This is a genomic window from Desulfovibrio sp. 86 (assembly GCF_902702915.1).
GTDB lineage: Bacteria > Desulfobacterota > Desulfovibrionia > Desulfovibrionales > Desulfovibrionaceae > Desulfovibrio.
Window position 1 is genome coordinate 2,383,935 of record NZ_LR738849.1, and the last position, 20,075, is coordinate 2,404,009.

Annotated in this window: 12 protein-coding genes; 7 read left to right on the forward strand and 5 right to left on the reverse strand. The window is 59.3% G+C overall.

The features are described 5' to 3' along the window. Window positions 1-279 precede the first annotated feature (279 nt). A complete protein-coding gene (locus DESU86_RS09735; RefSeq protein ID WP_232088321.1) occupies window positions 280-876 on the reverse strand; it encodes a PadR family transcriptional regulator in 597 nt (198 codons plus the stop codon). A gap of 424 nt (window positions 877-1,300) precedes the next feature. Here DESU86_RS09735 and DESU86_RS09740 point away from each other — a divergent pair, with 424 nt between their 5' ends. Next, a complete protein-coding gene (locus DESU86_RS09740; protein ID WP_179980867.1) occupies window positions 1,301-2,269 on the forward strand; it encodes a radical SAM protein in 969 nt (322 codons plus the stop codon). Window positions 2,270-2,710: 441 nt separating this feature from the next. On the opposite strand, the gene DESU86_RS09745 is transcribed toward DESU86_RS09740, so the two are convergent. From DESU86_RS09745 to DESU86_RS09760, 4 genes are all read right to left on the reverse strand, one after another. Continuing rightward, the gene (locus DESU86_RS09745; protein WP_179980868.1) at window positions 2,711-5,116 is read right to left on the reverse strand and encodes a hypothetical protein; all 2,406 of its coding nucleotides are present in this window, start codon (window positions 5,114-5,116) and stop codon (window positions 2,711-2,713) included. Beyond that, window positions 5,113-7,323 carry a hypothetical protein gene (locus DESU86_RS09750; protein WP_179980869.1) on the reverse strand — a complete coding sequence of 737 codons (2,211 nt, stop codon included), beginning with the start codon at window positions 7,321-7,323 and terminating at the stop codon, window positions 5,113-5,115. Before DESU86_RS09750 ends, DESU86_RS09745 begins: the two co-directional genes overlap by 4 nt. A gap of 20 nt (window positions 7,324-7,343) precedes the next feature. Continuing rightward, the gene (gene mazG, locus DESU86_RS09755) at window positions 7,344-8,141 is read right to left on the reverse strand and encodes a nucleoside triphosphate pyrophosphohydrolase (RefSeq protein ID WP_179980870.1); all 798 of its coding nucleotides are present in this window, start codon (window positions 8,139-8,141) and stop codon (window positions 7,344-7,346) included. 190 nt (window positions 8,142-8,331) lie between these two features. Continuing rightward, window positions 8,332-8,820 (reverse strand): CvpA family protein, encoded by a 489-nt coding sequence (locus DESU86_RS09760; RefSeq protein ID WP_179980871.1) that lies wholly within the window; start codon window positions 8,818-8,820, stop codon window positions 8,332-8,334. A gap of 340 nt (window positions 8,821-9,160) precedes the next feature. Between DESU86_RS09760 and DESU86_RS09765 the strand changes: the two genes are divergently transcribed. From DESU86_RS09765 to fdnG, 6 genes are all read left to right on the forward strand, one after another. Further along, window positions 9,161-9,817 (forward strand): molybdenum cofactor guanylyltransferase, encoded by a 657-nt coding sequence (locus tag DESU86_RS09765; RefSeq protein WP_179980872.1) that lies wholly within the window; start codon window positions 9,161-9,163, stop codon window positions 9,815-9,817. A 240-nt stretch (window positions 9,818-10,057) separates the two neighbouring features. Next, window positions 10,058-11,740 (forward strand): FmdE family protein, encoded by a 1,683-nt coding sequence (locus tag DESU86_RS09770; RefSeq protein WP_179980873.1) that lies wholly within the window; start codon window positions 10,058-10,060, stop codon window positions 11,738-11,740. 948 nt (window positions 11,741-12,688) lie between these two features. Continuing rightward, on the forward strand, window positions 12,689-13,705 hold the full coding sequence (locus DESU86_RS09775; protein WP_179980874.1) for a glycosyltransferase family 2 protein: 1,017 nt from the start codon (window positions 12,689-12,691) through the stop codon (window positions 13,703-13,705). 404 nt (window positions 13,706-14,109) lie between these two features. Further along, on the forward strand, window positions 14,110-14,592 hold the full coding sequence (locus DESU86_RS09780; RefSeq protein ID WP_179980875.1) for a GtrA family protein: 483 nt from the start codon (window positions 14,110-14,112) through the stop codon (window positions 14,590-14,592). A 419-nt stretch (window positions 14,593-15,011) separates the two neighbouring features. Continuing rightward, window positions 15,012-16,463 (forward strand): ArnT family glycosyltransferase, encoded by a 1,452-nt coding sequence (locus tag DESU86_RS09785; protein WP_179980876.1) that lies wholly within the window; start codon window positions 15,012-15,014, stop codon window positions 16,461-16,463. Window positions 16,464-17,012: 549 nt separating this feature from the next. Continuing rightward, window positions 17,013-20,054, forward strand: coding sequence for a formate dehydrogenase-N subunit alpha (gene fdnG, locus DESU86_RS09790; protein ID WP_179980877.1), 3,042 nt, complete (start codon window positions 17,013-17,015; stop codon window positions 20,052-20,054). The last annotated feature ends 21 nt before the right edge of the window (window positions 20,055-20,075 follow it).

Here is a 20,075-nt window from a genome sequence, read left to right on the forward strand (position 1 = left end):
CAGAGGCGTCAGAGCCGTTTTTCGCACCTGTCGCCGACGGCGTCAGCCTGTGCCCGTGAAAGCGGCGTGCCGTAATGGTTTGGCGCAATCGACCTGCCACAATCGACCTGCCACAATCGGCCTGCCACAAGCGATCTGGCCGATGGTTTGGCGCAATGGGCTTTGGCCTGTCCTTTTCCAATAGGCCAGACAGCCCCGATGGGCCGGGCCAGGCCGGGCAAACAGGGCCAGACCTCAGGCAACCACGCATGGGTATGCCTGTAAAAGCGCTCCTGATGCTCAACTATCCCCAAAAGAATCAGAACTGTCAATTGGCGCGCTTTGCGGCGCGGACGCGCAGCAGCACGGCTTGCCCGCGCTGACCTGGCCCGCAGGTGGAACTGAAGGGGTGGGCTTGGCCCGCGCCGCCCCCGGCGCGGCATCCAGCACCCGCCGTATGTCGTCCACAAGCTCGCCAACGGAAGCGAAATAGTCTTCAAGGGTGCCCAGCCACTGTTCGAGGCAGGAGCGCCCCCTGGCCGCAAGGGCGTACTGCCTGCGTGCCGGGCCGCTGCCTTGCAGATCCCAGGCGCAGTGCACGAGGCCCTCCTGCTCCATGCTCTTGAGCACGCGATAGATGCCCGCCGGGTCCGGCGGCTGCCCGTGAAACATGGCCATGCCAGCCAGGCGCTCAAGAATGCGGTAGCCGTGCAGACTTTCCTCGGCCAGCACCGTCAGGATGGCAGGGCGCACCAGCCTTACGAGGTTTTTGCCAGTACAGGCGCAGCCCTCGAAGGGGTTTTCGTCCTGAACAGGAAAATCCTGTGGGGCTGCCATGTCAGCGTCATCTTGCGCGACGGGATGGGGCAGGGGCTTGCGTTCGTTCATTGGATTCATGCGTATTCCGTGACGGTTGTCCCCCATGCGGGGCAGGCGCGCGCGGCAGCAACCCGCCGCCGGACGCCACGGGGAAAGCGCCGCTCCCGTGCATATTCTAGCCAGAGGCGCGGGCCTTGTCGAGCCTGCCCGGCGGGGGATTGCCTCGATTCCGCACGGGCATAAGTAAAGTGTGTTGCTCTGTTATTTGACTTGGTCTAGTAGTGGGGGGTACTCGAATACTACCGGTTCCAATGACAAGCGTGCGTCATATACGGGCAGGGCGCAGACAGTGCGCTGACAGGCCTGACAGTGCGCGGGCCAGGCCCGGAAAAGACCCGAAAAAGGCACGTAAGGACGCCCACAGGCGCGGATACGCGCGTACATGCGCGGGACATGCGCGGACATGCGCGAAAAAGGCGGTATCGCCGCCGGGAGGCATGCCATGCCAGAGGCTACGGCGAAGGAATTATCCGTCAGTGAAGAAGCACGTCTGTTGCTGGATACCACCGTCAGCGACAGGCGCATAGCCCATCTGCTTGAAAAGGCGGACGGCATGAGCCGCAGCCTGGCAGACAGCCGGGGTTTTGTCTGGGCGGCCATAGGCATTGACAGCACGCCCTGTGACATGGGTTGCACGTTTTGCAGTCAGGCCGCGCGCTGGGACGTTTACAAGACTGCCCCGCCCCTGACGGCAGAGACTATTGTGGAAAAGGCCGGGCAACTGGCCGACGGCGGGGCGGATTTTGTGGTTTTGCGCACGACGCAGCACTATCCCCTAGAGGTTTTGCAGCGCCTGGGCCGCCTGACGCGGGATCGCATCGGCAGCGATATCCATCTTGTCATCAATACGGGCGAAATGGGTTTTGAGGATGTGAGGGTGCTCAAGGATTCGGGCTTTACCATGTCCTACCATGTGGTCAGGCTGCGGGAGAGCGTGGACACGGGGCACAGCGTGGACATGCGCATGCGCACCATCGAGAATGTGCTCAAGGGCGGCCTTGAATTGCAATATCTCATCGAGCCGCTGGGGCCGGAACACAGCGCTGCCGAAATACTGATCGAGGCCCGTCGCGCCCGCGTGGTGGGCGCATCGGGCACGGGCGTCATGGCCCGCGTGCCCGTCATGGGCACGCCTCTGGCCCGTTACGGGCAGGTATCCGACGCCTATCTCAAGCGGGTGGCGGCCCTTGCCCGGCTGGAGTATCCCGACGGCGGGCGGCATCTCTGCGTGCACCCGCCCACCCCTGCGACCCTGCGCTGCGGGGCCAATACCATTATTGTGGAACAGGCCGCCAACCCCCGCGATACGTCTTCAAGCGCCAGCCCCTGGCGTGGGTTTGACCTGCCCGGCGCACGCGCGGTGCTGCGCGAGGCAGGGCTTGAGGTGCGCCAGGCCAGGGCCGAAGCGTGAAGCTTGCTAGGGCATGGGGCGTCCTGTTTATTTACTGCGGTTTGCGCGGCCAAGAAAGAATTATCGGCGGCGCAGGATAGTACAGAAGCACTTTGAAATGCTTCACATTTCAAAGTTTTCATTCAGCTGAAAACGCGATTTCCGGCTGAATCCACGCCACGTTGCGGCGCGCTGCACGTTCGTGCAGCCTTAGAGCATTTACACTTTTTCAAAGTTAAAATGCTCTAAAACACAGTAAAGGTTTTAGGGGGTGGGGGCGTGGGGGGAGGCGACCCTTTTGCAAAAGGGTCCCTCCCCCACACAGTCTTTCACCCTGAAATTATTCTGGATTGTATTATTTATACTGTCATTCTGGCGGTGCTGCCTGTCTGGCAATAACAAGCGCCCTCTGCGTGCGGCAGAGGGCGCTAATGTATTCCAGGGGGTCAGAGGCTTGAGGGCTTACTTGGCCTGCTGGTCGCCAGAAGCTGCGGGAGCCGCAGCCGGAGCTTCCGCCGGAGCCGCAGCGGGTGCGGGAACCTGCGGCGCGGCGCTGACGCCGTCGGCAGCTCTGGGAGCCGCATCAGGCTGCGCGGCTGGCGCTGCTTCCACTGCCGGGGCAGCGGGGTCGGCCCCGGAGGTTCCAGAAGCCGCGCCCTCACCCTTGACCTCATCCTTGCCTGGCGCGGGCGTGCTGGCGGCATCACCGTTCTTGCCGAACTTGCCATTTGTTTCTTCCATCACCTTGGCGTCGTAGTCCGAGGCTTCCGAAGCGGCCTTTTTAAGCGCCTCGTCAATGGGGGACGCCTGTTTGTCCGAATCCGGCTTGGCGCTTTCAGGAGCGGGGGCCTGCGGCGCGGCGGCGTCGGGGGAGCCCGCTTCGGGCGTTGCAGATTCGCCGGCAGGCGCGGCGGGGGCCGTCGCTTCAGGGGCCGTATTTTCCGGGGTTGCGCCTTCCGGGGCCGGGGTTTCGCTGGCGGGAGCTTCAGGCGCGGGCGCGGGGCTCAATATTTCTTCAAGATGGCTCAGTTTGGCCTGGGGAACGGCCTTGAGCTGCGGGCCAAGCAGCAGGGAGCCGGGCTGGGCCAGCAGGATGACGATGACCGTGCAGATGAGCAGCGCGCCGCCCATGCCGCCATGCGCGCCCTTGCGCACCATGCGGGCCAGAAGCACGGCGGCCGCGATGCATATGACGCCGATAATGGGCAGGGCCTTGAGGCCGAGGACTATTGCGCGCTGGTCTGCGGTGAGGGTGAACTTGAAGAAGCCGCCCATCCAGTCCAGTGTGGGGCCGAAGCCCGCCGCCGTCAGGGCCATGCCCGCGTGCAGCAGGCAGAGCGCGGCGAAGATGAAGAACAGGCGGCCGCCCAGGCCCGTGAGGCGCAGCAACGCCTTGCCCAGCAAGGGGGCCGCGAGGCATATGACGGTGAGCGCGGCGCTGACAGGATCATAGGCCGTGAGGCTCAGCACAGCGGCCACGGTGACGCTTATCCACATAAAGGCGATTCCGGCCCTGTCCTTGCGCGAGGCCGCAAGGTCGCCGGGGGCGGTGCGCAGCACGCGCACCCAGGAAACGCAGGCAACAATGGCAAGCCAGGGCAGCAGGCCTGCGGCGGCTATGAGCAGGGGCAGCCACCATTTGGCGCTGGGCCAGGGCCAGAGCATGAGGCGTTCGCCCAAAAATTTCAGATACCCGTCGGGCTGCTGCCAGAGCATGACGCCGCCAAGCCAGCAGGCCACCATAAGCAGCAGGAGCACAAAGCCGGTCACGCCGTCCAGTCCCTGCGCCCGGCGGAAAGAGCCACGCCAGCCCAGGAAGAAGATACTGGCCACCAGGGGCAGCATGATGTGGAAGAGCCCCCCCGTGAGTCCGGCCAGCGCCGCCAGCACAAAGCCAGCAGGCAGGATTATCCAGGCCTGGGGTTTTTGCCAGCCGTGGCAGAGCAGAGCCAGGGCAAAGAGGGTAAGGGCGGCGGCAAGGCTTTCCGGCCCGGTAAAATGGGCCAGAGGCACAAAGAGCGGGGCGGCCAGAAGAATCATGCCTCCTGCCAGCGCCTCCTGCGCGTTCAGGCCAGCCACGCGGGACAGCGTCCACGCGCCCAAAAGGCAGAGCAGCGCGCCCGCAAGGCCCGCAAGGGGGAAGAGCAGGGGGCCAAAGCCCGGGCCAGCCATGGCCATGAGGCTCTGCATGCCCGCGAGGTACCAGTGGTACACCGGCCAGTGGGCAAGGCCAGGAGCGGCCGGGGCCAGCCACAGCCCGGTCTGGCTGGTCTGGTTGAACACAAGGATGCTTTCGGCTTCGCGCGGGCAGTACAGGGCATTGCCCATAAAGGCGGGCCATGCCTGCGCCAGTAGTATCAGAAGCAGAAAAAACGGGCCGACGCGGCTGGCGGCTTCAAAAATCTTTTGCGCGGCATTGGGCTTTACCGTGGCGTCCGGGGCCGCGCTGGCGGCAGCCGTGGCGGCGCTTTGCCCGTCAGCGGTTTTGCCCGCCCTTGCCCGCCATGAGGAGAGCATGCCCCGGCCTTTGGGCTTGCCGTCGTCCATGTCGCCATCCTGGCTGGCCGCGTTCTTGGCGTAGTCCTGCTGGACAGAACCGGACGCGGGGCCGAACGAGGGGCCGGACGAAGGGCTGTACGCATGGCCGTGCACAGAGCCAGCGCTGTAGGTATCCTGCGGAGCTTGCGGCGGGGAGGAGGCGTCCTGCCGGTTGGCGGCTGCCCGGTCGAAAGACAGGGGGCCTGTCCCCTGCGCGTCGCCAGCCGCGTTGGCCTGAGCGTCCGTGGCGGGCCCGCTGGAAGGGGCATGGGCCGCATTGTCCACGCGGCTGTGCTGGTCGTCTTCAGGCGTGGTGGGGTTCTGGGTCATGGATTCGCTCCTTCAGAAGTTGCCGCCTGTCCCACGAGCAGCACATGCCGGGACTGGCGGGCGTCAAGGTCAAGTTCCACAGTATGCCCTTGCACGGGCAGGTTCTGGCCGTTCAGGATATTTCTCGCGCCGCGCACAGGGGCTGGCAGGGTGCAGGCAAGGCGCTGGCTTTTGCTGGAAAAATTGGCGGCCAGCAGCCAGTAGCCGCCGCCGGGCAGGGCGCTCAGCACGCCCACGCAGCCTGCGGGGCCGGAAAAAATGGCCACCACGCGCCCAGAGGCCAGCCCGGCATCGCGGCGGGCGCGCAAAAGCGCGGCCAGTTCATGAACAAAACTCTGTTTGTCCGCCCACTGCCTGTCCAGAGCGCCAAAAGCCAGGGGCGCTGGCGGCACGGACCCCACAAGGCCCATGCGCTCTTCCCACAGGGGCACGTTGCCCATGCTGGCCGGCAGGCCTGCCGGGGGCTGCGGCAGGTTGAGCGCGCCTGTCATGTCCTGCGGGCTCATAAAGGCCAGCCCCGGAAGCCCGATGCGGAAAGAAAGCAGCAGCAATACCGTTTGCCGCATGGCCGCAGTTTGGGCGGGTTTGGCGGCGGTTGTGGCGTCCAGGCCAAGGGCCAGGGCCGCAAGGCCAGCCTGCGTGGTCCACAGCGTGGTGTCTTCGGGCGAGGCCTTGGCCAGCTGCTGCGCCCGGCGCACCATGTCCCTGCCCTGCGGAAGATCCAGCAGGGGCCGCCAGTCCACGCGCTGCACGTCCTTTTGCCCGCGCGCCAGGCGGCTGTGATCCACGCCCTGCTCCAGCGAGGCGCGCAAAAGCCGGGTCAGGGGGGCGGCGTCGCCGCTCAACAGGGCGTAAGCCGCAGCGGGTTCGGTAATGACGTCGCGGGTAAAATCCACGGCCGTGTCCAGCACCGCTTTGGTCAGGGAGGGCGGCAGGACGTCGTCCTGCATGGCCCAGCCGCCGTAGCGGTGTATCTCGCGCGAAAGGGCGTCCAGCGCTTCCAGCCCCGGCGTCAGTTCCGCCAGACTGGAGGCATCGGCCTGACGGCTGGCAGACGGGCCTTTGGTTTTGCTTACGGAGGGCTTCATGGCCTGGCCCATTTCCTGGCCAGGCGTCGCGCTTGCCTGTGCGGCGGGCACGTCCAGCCCCATGAGCGCTTCCAGGCGCAAGCCTGCAAGGGTGTGCTGCTGCAAGCCGGTATGGCGGATGACCGCTGCCGAAAATATGCGCCGGGCTTGCCCCGAAGGGTCCTGCCACAGCAAGACGGGGCGCAGCGCGTTCCCGCTGTAGCGGTACACCCAGCGCCGGATCTGCCCGTCCGCGCCGCGCACCTCCCCAGTGACGGCCCAGCCGCCGGGCGTTGCCCAGGGCAAGGTGTCGCGGCTGAGGTCCGCAGGCAGAAGTCCCCGCTGCACAAGGGTCTGCACGGCCTGCGGGCGCAGGGGCAGGCAGTCCCATTCGTCACCGGTGACAGGCAGGGCGTCCCAATCTTTTTGCGGCACGGCCATCATGGCATAGAGGCCGTCAAAACGCGAGGCGCGGCGCGCCTGCAGGATAAAGTCCGGCCCAAGGCCCGTGGCGGCCGGGGGCAGTTCGCCGCCCATCTGGATGTCCTGTTTTTCCAGACGGGACGCGGTGTTCTCAAAATCTTCCTCTGTTCCCACGGCCGGGTCCAGACGCAGGGCCGTCACATTGACGCCGCCGGGCGTGGACATTTTCTGGCTGCCCCAGATGTCGCCCTTTTCGCCCGTGGGCGCGGCAAAAAGGCCGTTCAGGCCAGCCTGACCAAGAAATTCCGGCAGCCCGGACAGGCCGAGGGCCTTCCAGAAGGGCTGACCCGCCGTGACCGTATGCGGATTCACGTCCAGCCATGTAGGCGCGGCGGAGAGCAGCAGGGGAACCCGGCGGGCGGCGGCGCTGTTGCGCCAGATGCGTTCCGTGCCGGAAACCTGGGCGGTCAGCTCCTGGGTGGAGCCGAGCATGGACTGGCGCTCAAGCCATTGCAGATAGCCGGGATCAGCGCGCGGCAGAACGCCGTTTGAGGCGGAAACCGCCTGAGCCGCGCCGGACGCGCGCCGTGCAGCGCCCTCCTGCCGTGGCGTACAGGCGCAAAGCAGCAGGGCCAGCACGCAAAAAAAGAGCGCCAGCAAGCGCAGCGGCAACACGGAAGCCGCAAGAAAAGGGCGGCGTTGCGCCGCGCACGACATGGGCCGCTTCTGCCCCGAGATCAGGACCGGGCCTCTTCCTCTGCCTTGGCCGTATTCCACAGTTCGTCCTTTTCATCGAGGCTCAGGGCCGTAAAGTCCTGTCCCTGCTGGCGGGCCAGTTCTTCCATGCGGGCAAAACGCTTCAGAAAGCGGCGCGTGGCAAGGTCCAGGGCCTCGCTGGCCTTGATGCCCTTGCGGCGTCCCAGTTCGGTAATGCTGAAAAGCAGGTCGCCCAGTTCGTGCTTTTGCGCCTCGGCATCGTTGCTGGCGGACGCGTCCAGCCACTCCAGCCATTCGGCTTCAACCTGCTGCTCCACTTCTTCGTCCTCGGGCCAGGTAAACCCGACGCGGGCAGCCTTGGAGTGGATGCGATAGGCCTTGAGCAGGGGGGGCAGGCTTTCCGGCAGGCTGTCATAGAGCCCCTTGGGCTTGCCCTCTTCGTCGGCATGCTCGGCCCTTTTGATTTTTTCCCAGGCTTTGAGCTGCTCGTCCAGGCTGTCAAAAACCGTGTCGCCAAAAACGTGCGGATGGCGGCGGATCATCTTGGCCTTGTTGTTGTTGAGGGCGTCGGCAAAGCTGAACTGCCCTTCCTTTTCATACAGGCGGGCCACAAAAAGCAGCAGAAAGGCCACATCGCCCAGCTCTTCGCGGATGTCGGCCACATTGCCGGAGCGTATGGCGCTGACCAGCTCGTGGCTTTCCTCAATGACGTAGTCGGCCAGGGACTGGGCGGTCTGCTCCTTGTCCCAGGGACAGCCCTCGGGGCTGGTGAGTTTGTCAATGACGGCCTGCAATTCTTCAACTGCGCTCTTTTCCATAGAGTCTACGCTTCCTTGCCTGTTACGGATGCAGTGTTACGGAAATGCTGATGTTTTTCGTTTGGCGGCCTTGCTTCATTTTTTGGGAACAGTCGAGGACGGAAGAGTCCACTCCTGTTTCAAAAAAAGATCGCGCCTTGCCAAACAAAATACCTGCGCGTTTCCAGGAGGTTCTTTAATCAGTGCTTCCTTAAAGCCCAAGACGCGATACGAGGTCGGGCGGCAGCCAGCCCCGAACCTGCGCCGAGAGGGCGACAAAATAGGGCGGCACGCGGCTGTGCTGCATAAAGGCCGCCTGTGAGAAATATTTTTGCAGCACAAGCATGCACAAAGACCACAGCAACGCGCCCTTGGCAAAGCCCAGCGCTGCCCCGGCCAGCCTGTCGGCCCAACTGACAAAAGAAAGGGAAAGAATTTTTTGCAGCAGGCGGGCCAGCAGGGCCACGGATATGAGCACGCCCAAAAATACCAGAACATAGGCCGCAATGGTGCGCCACCCCGGATCAGAAATGAGGCTCAGGTGGGGCGAAAGCAGATGGTGATAGGTGTGGGCAGCCCAAAAACCGCCCAACAGCGACACAATGCCCGCCACTTCGCCAACAAAGCCGTTAAGATAACCGCGTCCGGCAAAGAACGCCAGCGTCAGAACAACAATGAGGTCAAAAATATCCTGGCCCATGGTTTCTCCCTGAACGTGCCCCTTGCGTGTGCCTTTGGCGTCGCGCTGGCGCGCGTGCGCCAGCGGGCAGCGCCAGACACCATAGCAAAAGCGTGGGCGCGGCACAATGCGTCAGAGAGGGGGCCTGCGCCCGCGCAAAGGGCATCGACCCATGGTGGTTTTGACATGATCCGTGCAGTGATTACAGTGGGCAGACATGGCGGCGAGAACGGCAGCCATTCTGGCCAGTTAAAAGCCAGTTTACAGTCAGTGTAAAACCAGTTCACGGCTCGTTTAAGCCCCAGTTAAAGCCAGTTTTATACGCAAGCCCCGTTCGCATGGCGCAATGGGGGGAGGGGACATGACAGTACAGCAGGACAGGGGCCCGGTTGCCGGGGTCGTGCTCGCGGGCGGGCTCTCCCGCCGTATGGGCAGGGACAAGGCCCTGGAGCGTCTGGCTGGCCCGCCGCCCGTTGGGGCCGCAGAGGATATGACGGGCGGCCATGACGGCAGCATGCTGAGCCGTATTCACTCTCTGGTGCGTTCCCTGGTGCCCGTATGTTTTGTTTCCTGCCGTGAAGACACGCCACGGCAGGGGTATGACTGCGTTTTCGACGCCGTGCAGGGTGCAGGCCCCACGGCAGGGCTGCAAGCGGCCTTGCGACGGGCCGAAAGTATGGGCTATACAGCCGTGCTGGCGCTTTCCTGCGATCTGCCCTTTATGGACGCCCCCACCTTGCGCCAGTTGCTCGCGGCCAGAACTGCGGCCCCGGCCACGTGCCTTGTCACGGCATACCGCGAACGGCATACCGGGCGCGTTGAATCCCTCGTCGCCGTGTATGAGGTGGGGGCCCTGCCGTATTTTGATGGCGCTCTCGTTCAGGGGCAGCGCAGGCTTTCCAGTGTTATTCCTCAGGAATTACAGTGTCTTTTGGATTACGGTCCTGAAGAGGCCGGACCCTTTTTCAACTGCAACAGCCCCGAAGACCTGGCCCAGGCCCGGGCCAGACTGTCATAGAAAATCACGATTTTTTTAAAACCGTGATTTATTAATAATACCTTTATGTTATCAGGATATGCCGTTCTGTGACGAACGCACGCCTTTGGCGGAAGGCCCCGTCATCCGTTCACAAGAAGCTGCCCGGCCATGTCGAGGCAGCGCGGCGGGCGGGTAGCAATAAAGAGCGACTTGGCTTACACAAATCCTGAGCATAGTCCCCCATCTGTCTGCATATGGCAGCATTTTTTGGAGAAGCGCATGAACATCGGCTCCTATACTTTTGACGAATTTCGCCGTCTGGCGGAGAATTTTCACGGTTACGCCGCTCCTGGCCTGCTTGTGGGCGGGTACATGGTTGAGCTGGCCAAGAGGCATCTGCCCGAGGGCACGCTTTTCGAAGCAGTGGTGGAGTCCGGCAAATGCCTGCCCGACGCGGTGCAACTGCTGACCCTGTGCAGCATAGGCAACGGCTGGATGAAGATACACAATCTGGGCCGCTACGCCGTGTCGCTTTTTGACAAGCATACGGGCGAAGGCGTGCGCGTGAGCGTTGACCCGGTGAAAATGGCCGCGTATCCCGAAATCGAAGGGTGGTTTTTAAAGAAAAAAGCCAAGAAAGATCAGGATGTTCCCCGTCTTGAGGCCGAAATAGAACAGGCTGGCGACACCATTTGCAAGATTGAGCCGATTATGGTGAAGCGCCGCTTCATCGGGCACAAGCATATGTCGCGCATTGTCTGCTGTCCTGTGTGCGGCGAGGCCTATCCCGCTGAGGACGGCCCCGTGTGCCGGGGCTGTCAGGGCGAAGCGCCGTACGTGGTCGCCCGGCGCGAAATCAAGGCTGCAGAACGCCACGAGGCCGCCACTGGCGTGCGCGTGGTGCCTGTGCAGGAAGCCGTGGGTCAGACCCTGGTTCACGATATGACCCGCATAGACCCTGGCCAGTTCAAGGGGCCGGAATTCAAGGCCGGACAGCGCATCAGCGTGGGCGATATCTGCCGCCTGCAACAGATGGGGCGTTTTCATGTGGCGGTGACGGACGCCCCCGCCGGGGAAGGGGCGGCTCCTTCCTTTGCCTCTGGCGAGGACAATCTTGTCCACGAAAATGAGGCGGCCGAGATTTTCGCCCGCCGCATGGCGGGCGAGGGTGTGGCTTATTCCCTGCCGCCGCGCGAAGGCAAGGTGGAATTTACCGCAGCCAGGGACGGCCTTTTCAGCGTGGATGTGGAACGCATGCGTCAGTTCAACCTTGTGCCCGAAATAATGGTGGCTTCGCGGCAGGACGCCACCCTGGTCAAGCAGAACGGCCCCCTGGCGGGCACGCGGGCCATTCCGCTTTTCATCTCCCGCGAGCGGCTCTCACAGGCGCTTGAGGTTCTGGAAGGCGGACCGCTCTTCAGCGTGCTGCCCCTGCGCAAGGCGCGTGTGGGCATTCTGGTCACAGGCACGGAAGTTTTTCAGGGCATCATCGAGGACAAGTTTATTCCCGTTATTACGGCCAAGGTCACCATGCTTGGGTGCAGCGTGGTCAAGACGGATATCGTTCCCGACGACAGAGAAATGATGGTCAGGGCCGTGGCTGGAATGCGCGAGGCCGGGGCTGACCTGCTGATCACCACAGGCGGCCTTTCCGTTGATCCTGACGATGTGACGCGGCATGCCATGATGGATGCCGGCCTGACCGACGTGCTGCACGGCGTGCCCGTGCTGCCGGGCACCATGAGCCTTATGGGGCGCATCCCCGGCCCCGACGGCGACATGCAGGTGCTCGGCGTGCCCGCCTGCGCGCTGTACTTCAAAACGACGTTTCTGGATCTGGTGTTGCCGCGTCTTTTGTCCAACCGCGGGATCACCCGCGCCGAACTCGCGCGTATGGGCGACGGGGGCTATTGCCTCTCCTGCCATACCTGCACCTGGCCAAAATGCTGGTTTGGCAAGTAGACGGGGAGCGCATGCAGGCTGAGGCCCCGGCCTATGTTTTTTCTTCTGCTTTGCTGCAGTAGCAAGGCGGAACAGTATTCAGAGTAAAAAGTGCAACATAAAGGCTGCCAGCAGAACAGTGCTGGCAGCCTTTATGTTGCACTTTTATTATCTGGGAAACTTCATTGCAGAGTGTTGCTATGTTGAAATGCTTTGGCGGATGCGGGAGCAGACACCCGCCGCAGAGGCGTAAGCGCAGTTTATCTGCGCGGTTAAACGCCGGAGTGGGCGTCTGGGAAGCATTGCTTCAGGCGTTGTGACGCAGGAAAGTACGCCTGAAGACAGTAATTGGTTACACGACATATAAGTGGAAGAATCGCTGTCGCTATCCGTAGCGGTGCTGTCCTGCCCCGTAAGGCGGTTCCCGCCAACGGTTCAGGCAAGCCCGCAGGAGCGGGCAACGGCTACCGCGAGAGTGGATATTCTCAAAGCGAAAATGCTCTAGGTGTAGAGTGTCAACACGTTGTTCCCCCCTAGCTTCGAAGCTGGAGGGGCTATTGAAAGCGGGCCTCCCCACCCACAAAGCATTTCAAAGTGGCGTTACGGCCAGGGCAGATTACCATAGAAATATTTCACATTTCAAAGGTAATCTGCTCTAGTCCACAGGCAGACGGCCGTCAGTAACCTACAAGCCGTTTTGCGCAGGCTTGCTCCCTTGACGGCCAGTGAAACAAGCTCTACACCCGCCGTAACTTCGCGTTACGCTCCAGCCTCCGCAACGGTCACCGCCGAGGGCAAGGCTGTCTGCACATTGAGGGAATTATGGATTTGAGCAGTCTTGTCTATGTGGCAATCAGTGAGACCGGCAAGCCCACGGTCTTGAAACAGGTTGCGTTCAGAGCCGCTGGCATGTAGCAGGTAGTCAGGCTGCGCGCAGGTATTTTCGACGTGATACGACCGGAGAAAAAAATGAATCGACCTGGCATTCCTTTATTGGCGCTGATTGTGCCTTGTTATAATGAAGAAGAGATTTTGCCCAAAACTATGGACGCGCTCTCGAGCGTGCTCACAGAGTGCAAGGCCAAGGGGCTCATCCAGGATGAAAGCTATGTCCTGTATGTAAATGACGGCAGCGCGGACGGCACCTGGCGCTTGCTTGAAGAACGCCATGCCGCCGATCCCTTTTGCAGGGCCATCAGCTTTGCGGGCAATGCCGGTCACCAGAACGCCGTATGGGCGGGTATGATCACCGCGCGGGACTGGGGCGTTGATTGCATCATAAGCCTTGATGCGGACCTGCAGGACGACATTGCCGCCATTCCCAGGATGCTGGAGCAGTATGCCAATGGCAGCGATATCGTTTACGGCGTGCGTTGCGACCGCAGTACCGATACCGCCTTCAAGCGACGTACCGCGCGGATGTTCTATGGTTTCATGCGCTGGCTGAAAGTTCCCCTCATTCCCGACCATGCCGACTATCGGCTTGTGAGTCGCCCTGTGCTTGAGATTCTTGACAATATCCGTGAGCAGGGGCTGTTTTTGCGTGGGCTGTTTCCCTCTCTGGGCTTCAGTCACAGCGAGGTGCACTATGAGCGCCGCGAGCGCACAGCGGGTGAAAGCAAGTATCCTTTCTGGAAGATGGTTTCTTTCGCCTGGAAAGGGATCACCTCATGCAGCGCGGCCCCGTTGCGCCTTGCTGGATTTATGAGTTTTATCCTGATGATTGCCGCTCTGGCCTACACGTGCGTTTCGCTTTTCAAGTATGCCATGGGCGAAACAATCCAGGGCTGGACGTCCATGATTATCGTGGTGCTGCTGCTTGGGTCTGTACAGTTGTTTTGCCTTGCGCTCATGGGTGAATATATCGCAAAAATGTTCGCTGAGGTGAAAAACAGGCCCCGCTATATAGTGGAAAAAAAATTATGGGCAGGGCCGTCCACCAGGACATCCTTGCCAAAAGGCGACGGCCCGGGGCAGGACGCCTAGGGGCTGTTTCTTGAGCAGTTAACCAATGAAATGAGTTGCCTGCTCTGCGCGTTTCCAAGAGGTTCGTCAATCAGTGTTTCCTTAAATGCCCTGGCCGCGCCATCGGTTCCGGCGCGTGTCCGCGCAAAGAACCGCCAGCGCGTCTTGACGAGCCTGCGCGAAAATGTGGACGCCGGGCGGCGCCGTGAAAAGGCGCGCCAGTCGGCTCCCGAGCGCTTTTGGCCCTGACAGCTTTATATCTTGGGCAAGCTACCCTTTTTCTCAGGCAAACGATCAGATCGGGCGGCCTCTGTATTGTAATTTTTTACTGATGCGTATAGGTTGGCGAATTCAATACATTCGGGGCTCGGCGACGGGTTTTTTCCGCCTTGGTGGGGTTGATTACTACGGGTTCTCAGGATCGTATGTTTAAATTTTTGATCTCTCGAAACTTTTTATATTTTATAGCTTTTGGGGGCACAGCCGCTCTGGTGAACCTCATCTGCGGCTATTTCTTGTACAATGCTGAACTTTTTCCATACATAGTTTCTGTTTTTATTGCAGCCAGTGCGGGCCTGCTTGTAAACTTTTTCCTGAATTACAAGCTGAATTTCAAGTATAAAGGCCGCAAGCTTTCACAGCAGTTTGGCACATTTCTGGTTGTTGCTACCATAGGCACGGTGCTGACGGCCATTGTCGCCCATTTTTCCATGCAATTGCTTCTTTTTTTTGAAATTGAAGACGTTGCCCTGGCTGGTTTTGCCGTTTCTTCACAGTTTGTTGCACACGTCTTTTCTGTGGGCGTTATCACTGTTTATTCCTTTATCGCGCACAAATATTTTTCCTTCAATGTTGGTATACGCAGTCAGGTGCGCAGGACCATCGCAAATATCAAGAGTGGTACATAAAAGCACCATTATTAGTGCTGCTGGTCCGGCCGGGCTGACCCGGAGCTTGAAGACAGGGCTATGCTCCTGCGCGATGGGGTTTCAAGAATCGATTTCGTCAAACATTTTTTCCACTACCCGCGCAGCCTCAACTTGGCGATTTTTTTTTACTATGGACCTGTGCGCACCATGCGGGCCGGATTTTTCTGCCTGTGGTTCCGTGTGGCCAGGGGCCAGAGCATTTTGCCCTGAGCATGATATCTGGAAGATCCATGCAGAAAATGAATATCATGAAGAAAAACAGGAAAAGCAGGTGTTCCTGATGGCGCTGACGGGTCTGCGGTACAAGGGCAGAGGCAGGGCAGGCCGCCTGGCCTGCGGTAAGGACTTCAAAAAACACCCCCGTGGCTTATGCCCCTGGGTGGCCTGCCATTTCTAGTATGAGCGCCAAACCAGCAGCCAGGGACGCGTCACGCGCCAACCTTATGGACAGGCCGTCAGTCTCTCTTCTTTGTGTTTTTCTTTTTTGCGTCAGTCTGCTCATTCTGGGGTATTCCGTACTCTATCGCCCTCTGAATCGTGACGAATATGAGCACCTGTATTCTTCATACCTCATGGTGCAGGGGCAACTTCCCTATAGGGATTTCTTTCAGCACCACCACTTCTTATCCTGGCTTTTGCTTGCTCCAGTAGTAAAAATTTTTTCAGATACGCCATATCTTCTTTATATAGCACGTTGCCTGTCGCTTTGTGCGATTCTTGCAACCGCATTTTATACGTACAAAATATCTGTGCTGAAAGGAGGGGACAAAAGGAGCGTTTTTCTTTTTGTCACCGTATTGTTAAGCATAGACATCATTGTTTGGTCAGGCATTTTGGTGCGGCCCGACATGTTTATGGTTGCCGCTTTTTTTGCGGGTTTGTATTACTATATCATTTATTTAAAATATAAGAACATATTCCCGCTAGTTCTTTCTTTTCTCCTTTTTTTTGCTTCATTTCTGTTTCTCCAAAAAGCGATTTTTCTGCTCTTTGGTTTTGGCATTTGTGCCATCTACCATCTGTACAAGAAGGAGCTACGTCTTCGGGATTTTCTGACAGCACTGGCGCTCCCGCTTTTTCTGCTCGCCTATCTGCTGTACTTCATGCTGAAGGAGCATGTGCTCATTGACTACGTAGAGCTGAACTGGCTTTTCAATTTTATGATTCCTTTTGAGTATGGCAAGATCCTCGTGAAGCCGCCTCTGCTTTTTTGTAGCATTGCTCTTATTATGGCGGAAACAGGCATAATAAAAAGGGCTAAATTTCAGTTTACGTCAGTTATATTTTTGGTTTTTTGCGTTTTTTTCGCTATTTTGCCCACTCCGTATTGGCAGTACTACATACCTCTTTTTCCTTTCATTATCATGACGCTCTCAAGCAGTTTCAGCATAGTGCAGGATCGCAAGAACAAGAATGCAATTGTTGTCCTGCTTCTGCTTCTTGTCATATTCAATGCTGGGCTAAATATTTACAAATTCGTATGGGTTAAAACGAATACGTGCGTCAAACGGGAATATGACATCGTGTTGCGTGTTACCGGTGAGAATGAGGAGATTTTGGGAAGCCATGAAATTTGCCCTGTCCGCAGGGACGCTCTCGGGTACTACGGGCATATCCTGGAGTTGTGCCAACTGGAGAATGCGCATTTTTCCCGAGGCAAGGAGCTTTATGATATCCCCGAGTTGATCATGACGAAAGCTCCAAAGGTGCTCTGGTCTGGTCTTGTGGAGGAATACTTTGATGACAATGGGTTCAAGACGTATATAGAGCAAAACTATGTCAAGATTTGCCGCTTGTATGTAGCCAGAAGCATCCCGCCAGAGAAATATCAAAATGACCGGGCGCGCTGACCTTGATGCCTGCGGCGTGGTTCTTTTGGGTTTGCGGGGGGAGATTTTGCAAACGGTTTGAGATGAAATTCACAACGAGCTTCAAATCCTTCAATACGTAACTACACAGCCATGTGCGCTGATTTTGACAGGCCGCCCGGTATCCGGGCGGCCTGTCTGCATGATCGCCGCGCGTTTTTTTTTGGTTGGCGCAAAAAAAATCAGGCAATGGCAAAAATAAAATCGTCAAGCAAAAATATAATTATTCAGCGCAGATGACGGCGCAAGGAACGCAAGGATTTTCAGGAAAACCCAAAACATTAAATGCTACACAATCAGTATACATCTGTAATGGTATGACATTTTACCATGTGGGGAAAAATATCACAAAGTACTGAGAATCCAATATAAAAAAACGTACGTCCTTGCGACATCACGATTTTTATAATATGGTGACTTCGATTCTTATTGTCGTAAGAGGGCGTCCGCATAGAGGTCGCCACAGCGATTTTTGCGCGCCCGCCTGCCTCGGCCCCGCGCATGTGATAGGCTCAAACAAGGAGAGGTCTTATGAAAAGCACCCGACGGAGTTTTCTCAAAGGTGTCGGTGCAGGGGTATTATGCCTGACACTGGGGAACCTGGGCTTCGATCTGGGCGAAGCTCAGGCTTACGCCGTTAAACTCAAAATTGAAGGGGCTCGCGAAGTATCGAGCATTTGCCCCTTTTGTTCCGTTCAGTGTCAGATCATCGCCTATGTGAAAGACGGCAAGCTCGTCTCCACCGAGGGTGACCCTGATTTTCCCATCACTGAAGGCGCACTCTGTGCCAAGGGCGCGGCCCTCTATTCGATGTACACAAGCGATCATCGTCTGAAAAAGCCCCTGTACCGCGCGCCTCACAGCGATAAGTGGGAAGAGAAGGACTGGGACTGGACCCTTGAGCAGATCGCGCGGCGCGTAAAAGACGCCCGCGACAAGGACATGATCCTCAAAAACGAAAAAGGCCAGACGGTCAACCGCCTGGAAACCATATTCTGGATGGGAACCTCGCACGCCTCCAACGAGGAATGCGCCGTTATCCATCAAGCCTTGCGCGGCCTGGGTGTTGTCCATATGGACCACCAGGCGCGGGTCTGACACAGCCCCACTGTTGCGGCTCTGGCAGAGTCGTTCGGACGCGGTGCAATGACCAACCACTGGATCGACATCAAGAATGCCGATGCGGTGCTTATTATCGGCAGTAATGCCGCTGAACATCATCCCGTGGCTTTCAAATGGATCATGAAAGCCAAGGACAACGGGGCCGTGCTCATGCACGTTGACCCCAAATTCTCGCGCACATCCGCCAGGTGTGATTTCCACGTGCCCCTTCGTTCCGGCACGGACATCCCCTTCCTTGGCGGCATGGTCAACTATATCCTTGAAAACGGCTGTTATCACAAGGATTACGTTAACAACTACACTGACGCGGCCTTTGTGGTGGGCGACGGCTACGCCTTTGAAGACGGACTCTTCAGCGGCTTCGACGCCGAGGCCCGCAAGTACGACAAAAAACTGTGGGCCAAGGCCGCAGGGCCTGACGGCGCGCCTGTCATCGACCCCACGCACAAGAACCCGCGTTGCGTCATCAACCTGATGAAAGACCACTATTCCCGCTACACTCTCAAGAATGTCTCCGACATTACGGGCGTGTCGCAGGAAAACCTGCTCAAGGTCTACAAGAACTTCTGCGCCACCGGCAGCCCTGACAAGGCAGGCACCATTTTGTACGCCCTGGGCTGGACTCAGCATACCGTGGGCGTGCAGAACATCCGCCTTTCCACCCTTGTGCAGCTTCTGCTGGGCAACATCGGCGTCGCTGGCGGCGGCATCAACGCCCTGCGCGGCGAACCCAATGTGCAGGGTTCAACGGACCATGCCCTGCTGTACAACAACATCCCCGGTTATCACGGCACCCCGCAGGCTCCGTGGCAGACCCTGGCCGACTACAACAAGGCCAATACGCCGGTCACCACCCTGCCCAACAGCGCCAACTGGTGGGGCAACAGGCCCAAGTACGTGGCAAGTCTGCTCAAGGGCTGGTTCGGCGACGCCGCCACGCCAGAGAACGACTTCTGCTACAGCCTTTTGCCCAAGCTGGAGCCGGGCGAAGACTATTCGTACATGTATATGATGGACAGGATATATAACAACAAGATCAAGGGCGGCTTCATCATGGGCGTGAACCCCATGAACAGCTTCCCCAACACCAACAAGATGCGCACAGCCCTGGACAATCTGGACTGGCTCGTCTGCTCTGAAATCCACAACTCCGAAACCACGGATAACTGGAAGCGCCCCGGGGTTGACCCCAAAACCAAGAAGACGGAAGTCTTTTTGCTGCCGTCGGCCCACCGCATTGAAAAGGCGGGCACCATCAGCAACAGCGGACGCTGGCTCCAGTGGTTTGACCAGGCTGTGCAGCCCGGCGGCGAAGCGCGTAACTTCGCTGACGTGGTCGTGCCCCTCTTCAACACCATCCGCAAGATGTACGCGCAAGAGGGCGGCGTGCTGCCCGATCCCATCATGAAGATGCACTGGACCGACAAGTACGATCCCCAGGACTGGGCCAGGCGCATCAACGGCTTCTTCTGGGCCGACAGCAAGGTGGGCGACAAGACCTACAAACGCGGCCAGCTTGTGCCCGCGTTTGCCGCCCTCAAGGACGACGGCTCGACCTCTTCCCTCAACTGGATATACACGGGAAGCTGGACTGAAGAAGACGGCAACAAGTCACGGCGGCGCGACCCCAGCCAGACGCCCATGCAGGCCAATATCGGCCTCTTCCCCAACTGGTCGTGGTGCTGGCCCGTCAACCGCCGCATTCTGTACAACCGCGCCTCGGTGGACGTGAACGGCAAGCCCTTCAATCCCAAGAAAGCCGTTATTGAATGGGACGGCAGCAAATGGGTGGGCGACGTGCCCGACGGCCCCTGGCCGCCCATGTCCGACCCCAAGGGGGGCAAGCTGCCCTTCATCATGGTCAAGGACGGGCATGCCCAGTTCTACGGCCCCGGTCCCGCCGACGGGCCCTTCCCCGAGCACTACGAACCTGCTGAAACGCCCCTGGCGAGCCATCCGTTCTCCAAGCAGCTCAGCAGTCCCGTGTACAAGTACCACAAGTCGCCTCTGGACCAGATCGCGCCTCCGGCCGATCCGCGCTTCCCCATTGTGCTGACTACCTATAGCCTCACCGAGCATTGGTGCGGCGGCGGCGAAACTCGCAATGTGCCCAACCTGCTTGAAGCCGAACCCCAGCTCTATGTGGAAATGAGCCACGAGCTGGCCAAGGAAAAGGGCATCAAGAACGGCGACGGCGTGTTGCTGGAAAGCGCGCGCGGCAAGTGCGAGGCCATCGCCATGGTGACCGTGCGCATACGGCCCTTCACGGTTATGGGCAAGACAGTCCACCTTGTGGGCATGCCCTTCGCCTTCGGCTGGACAACGCCAAAATGTGGCGACTCCACCAACAGGCTGACCGTGGGCGCGTATGACCCCAATACCACCATTCCTGAGTCCAAGGCCTGCTGCGTGAACCTGCGCAAGGCCGACAAGCTGACCGAAATAGGCTAACGAGCAAGGCGCGTCCCCCTC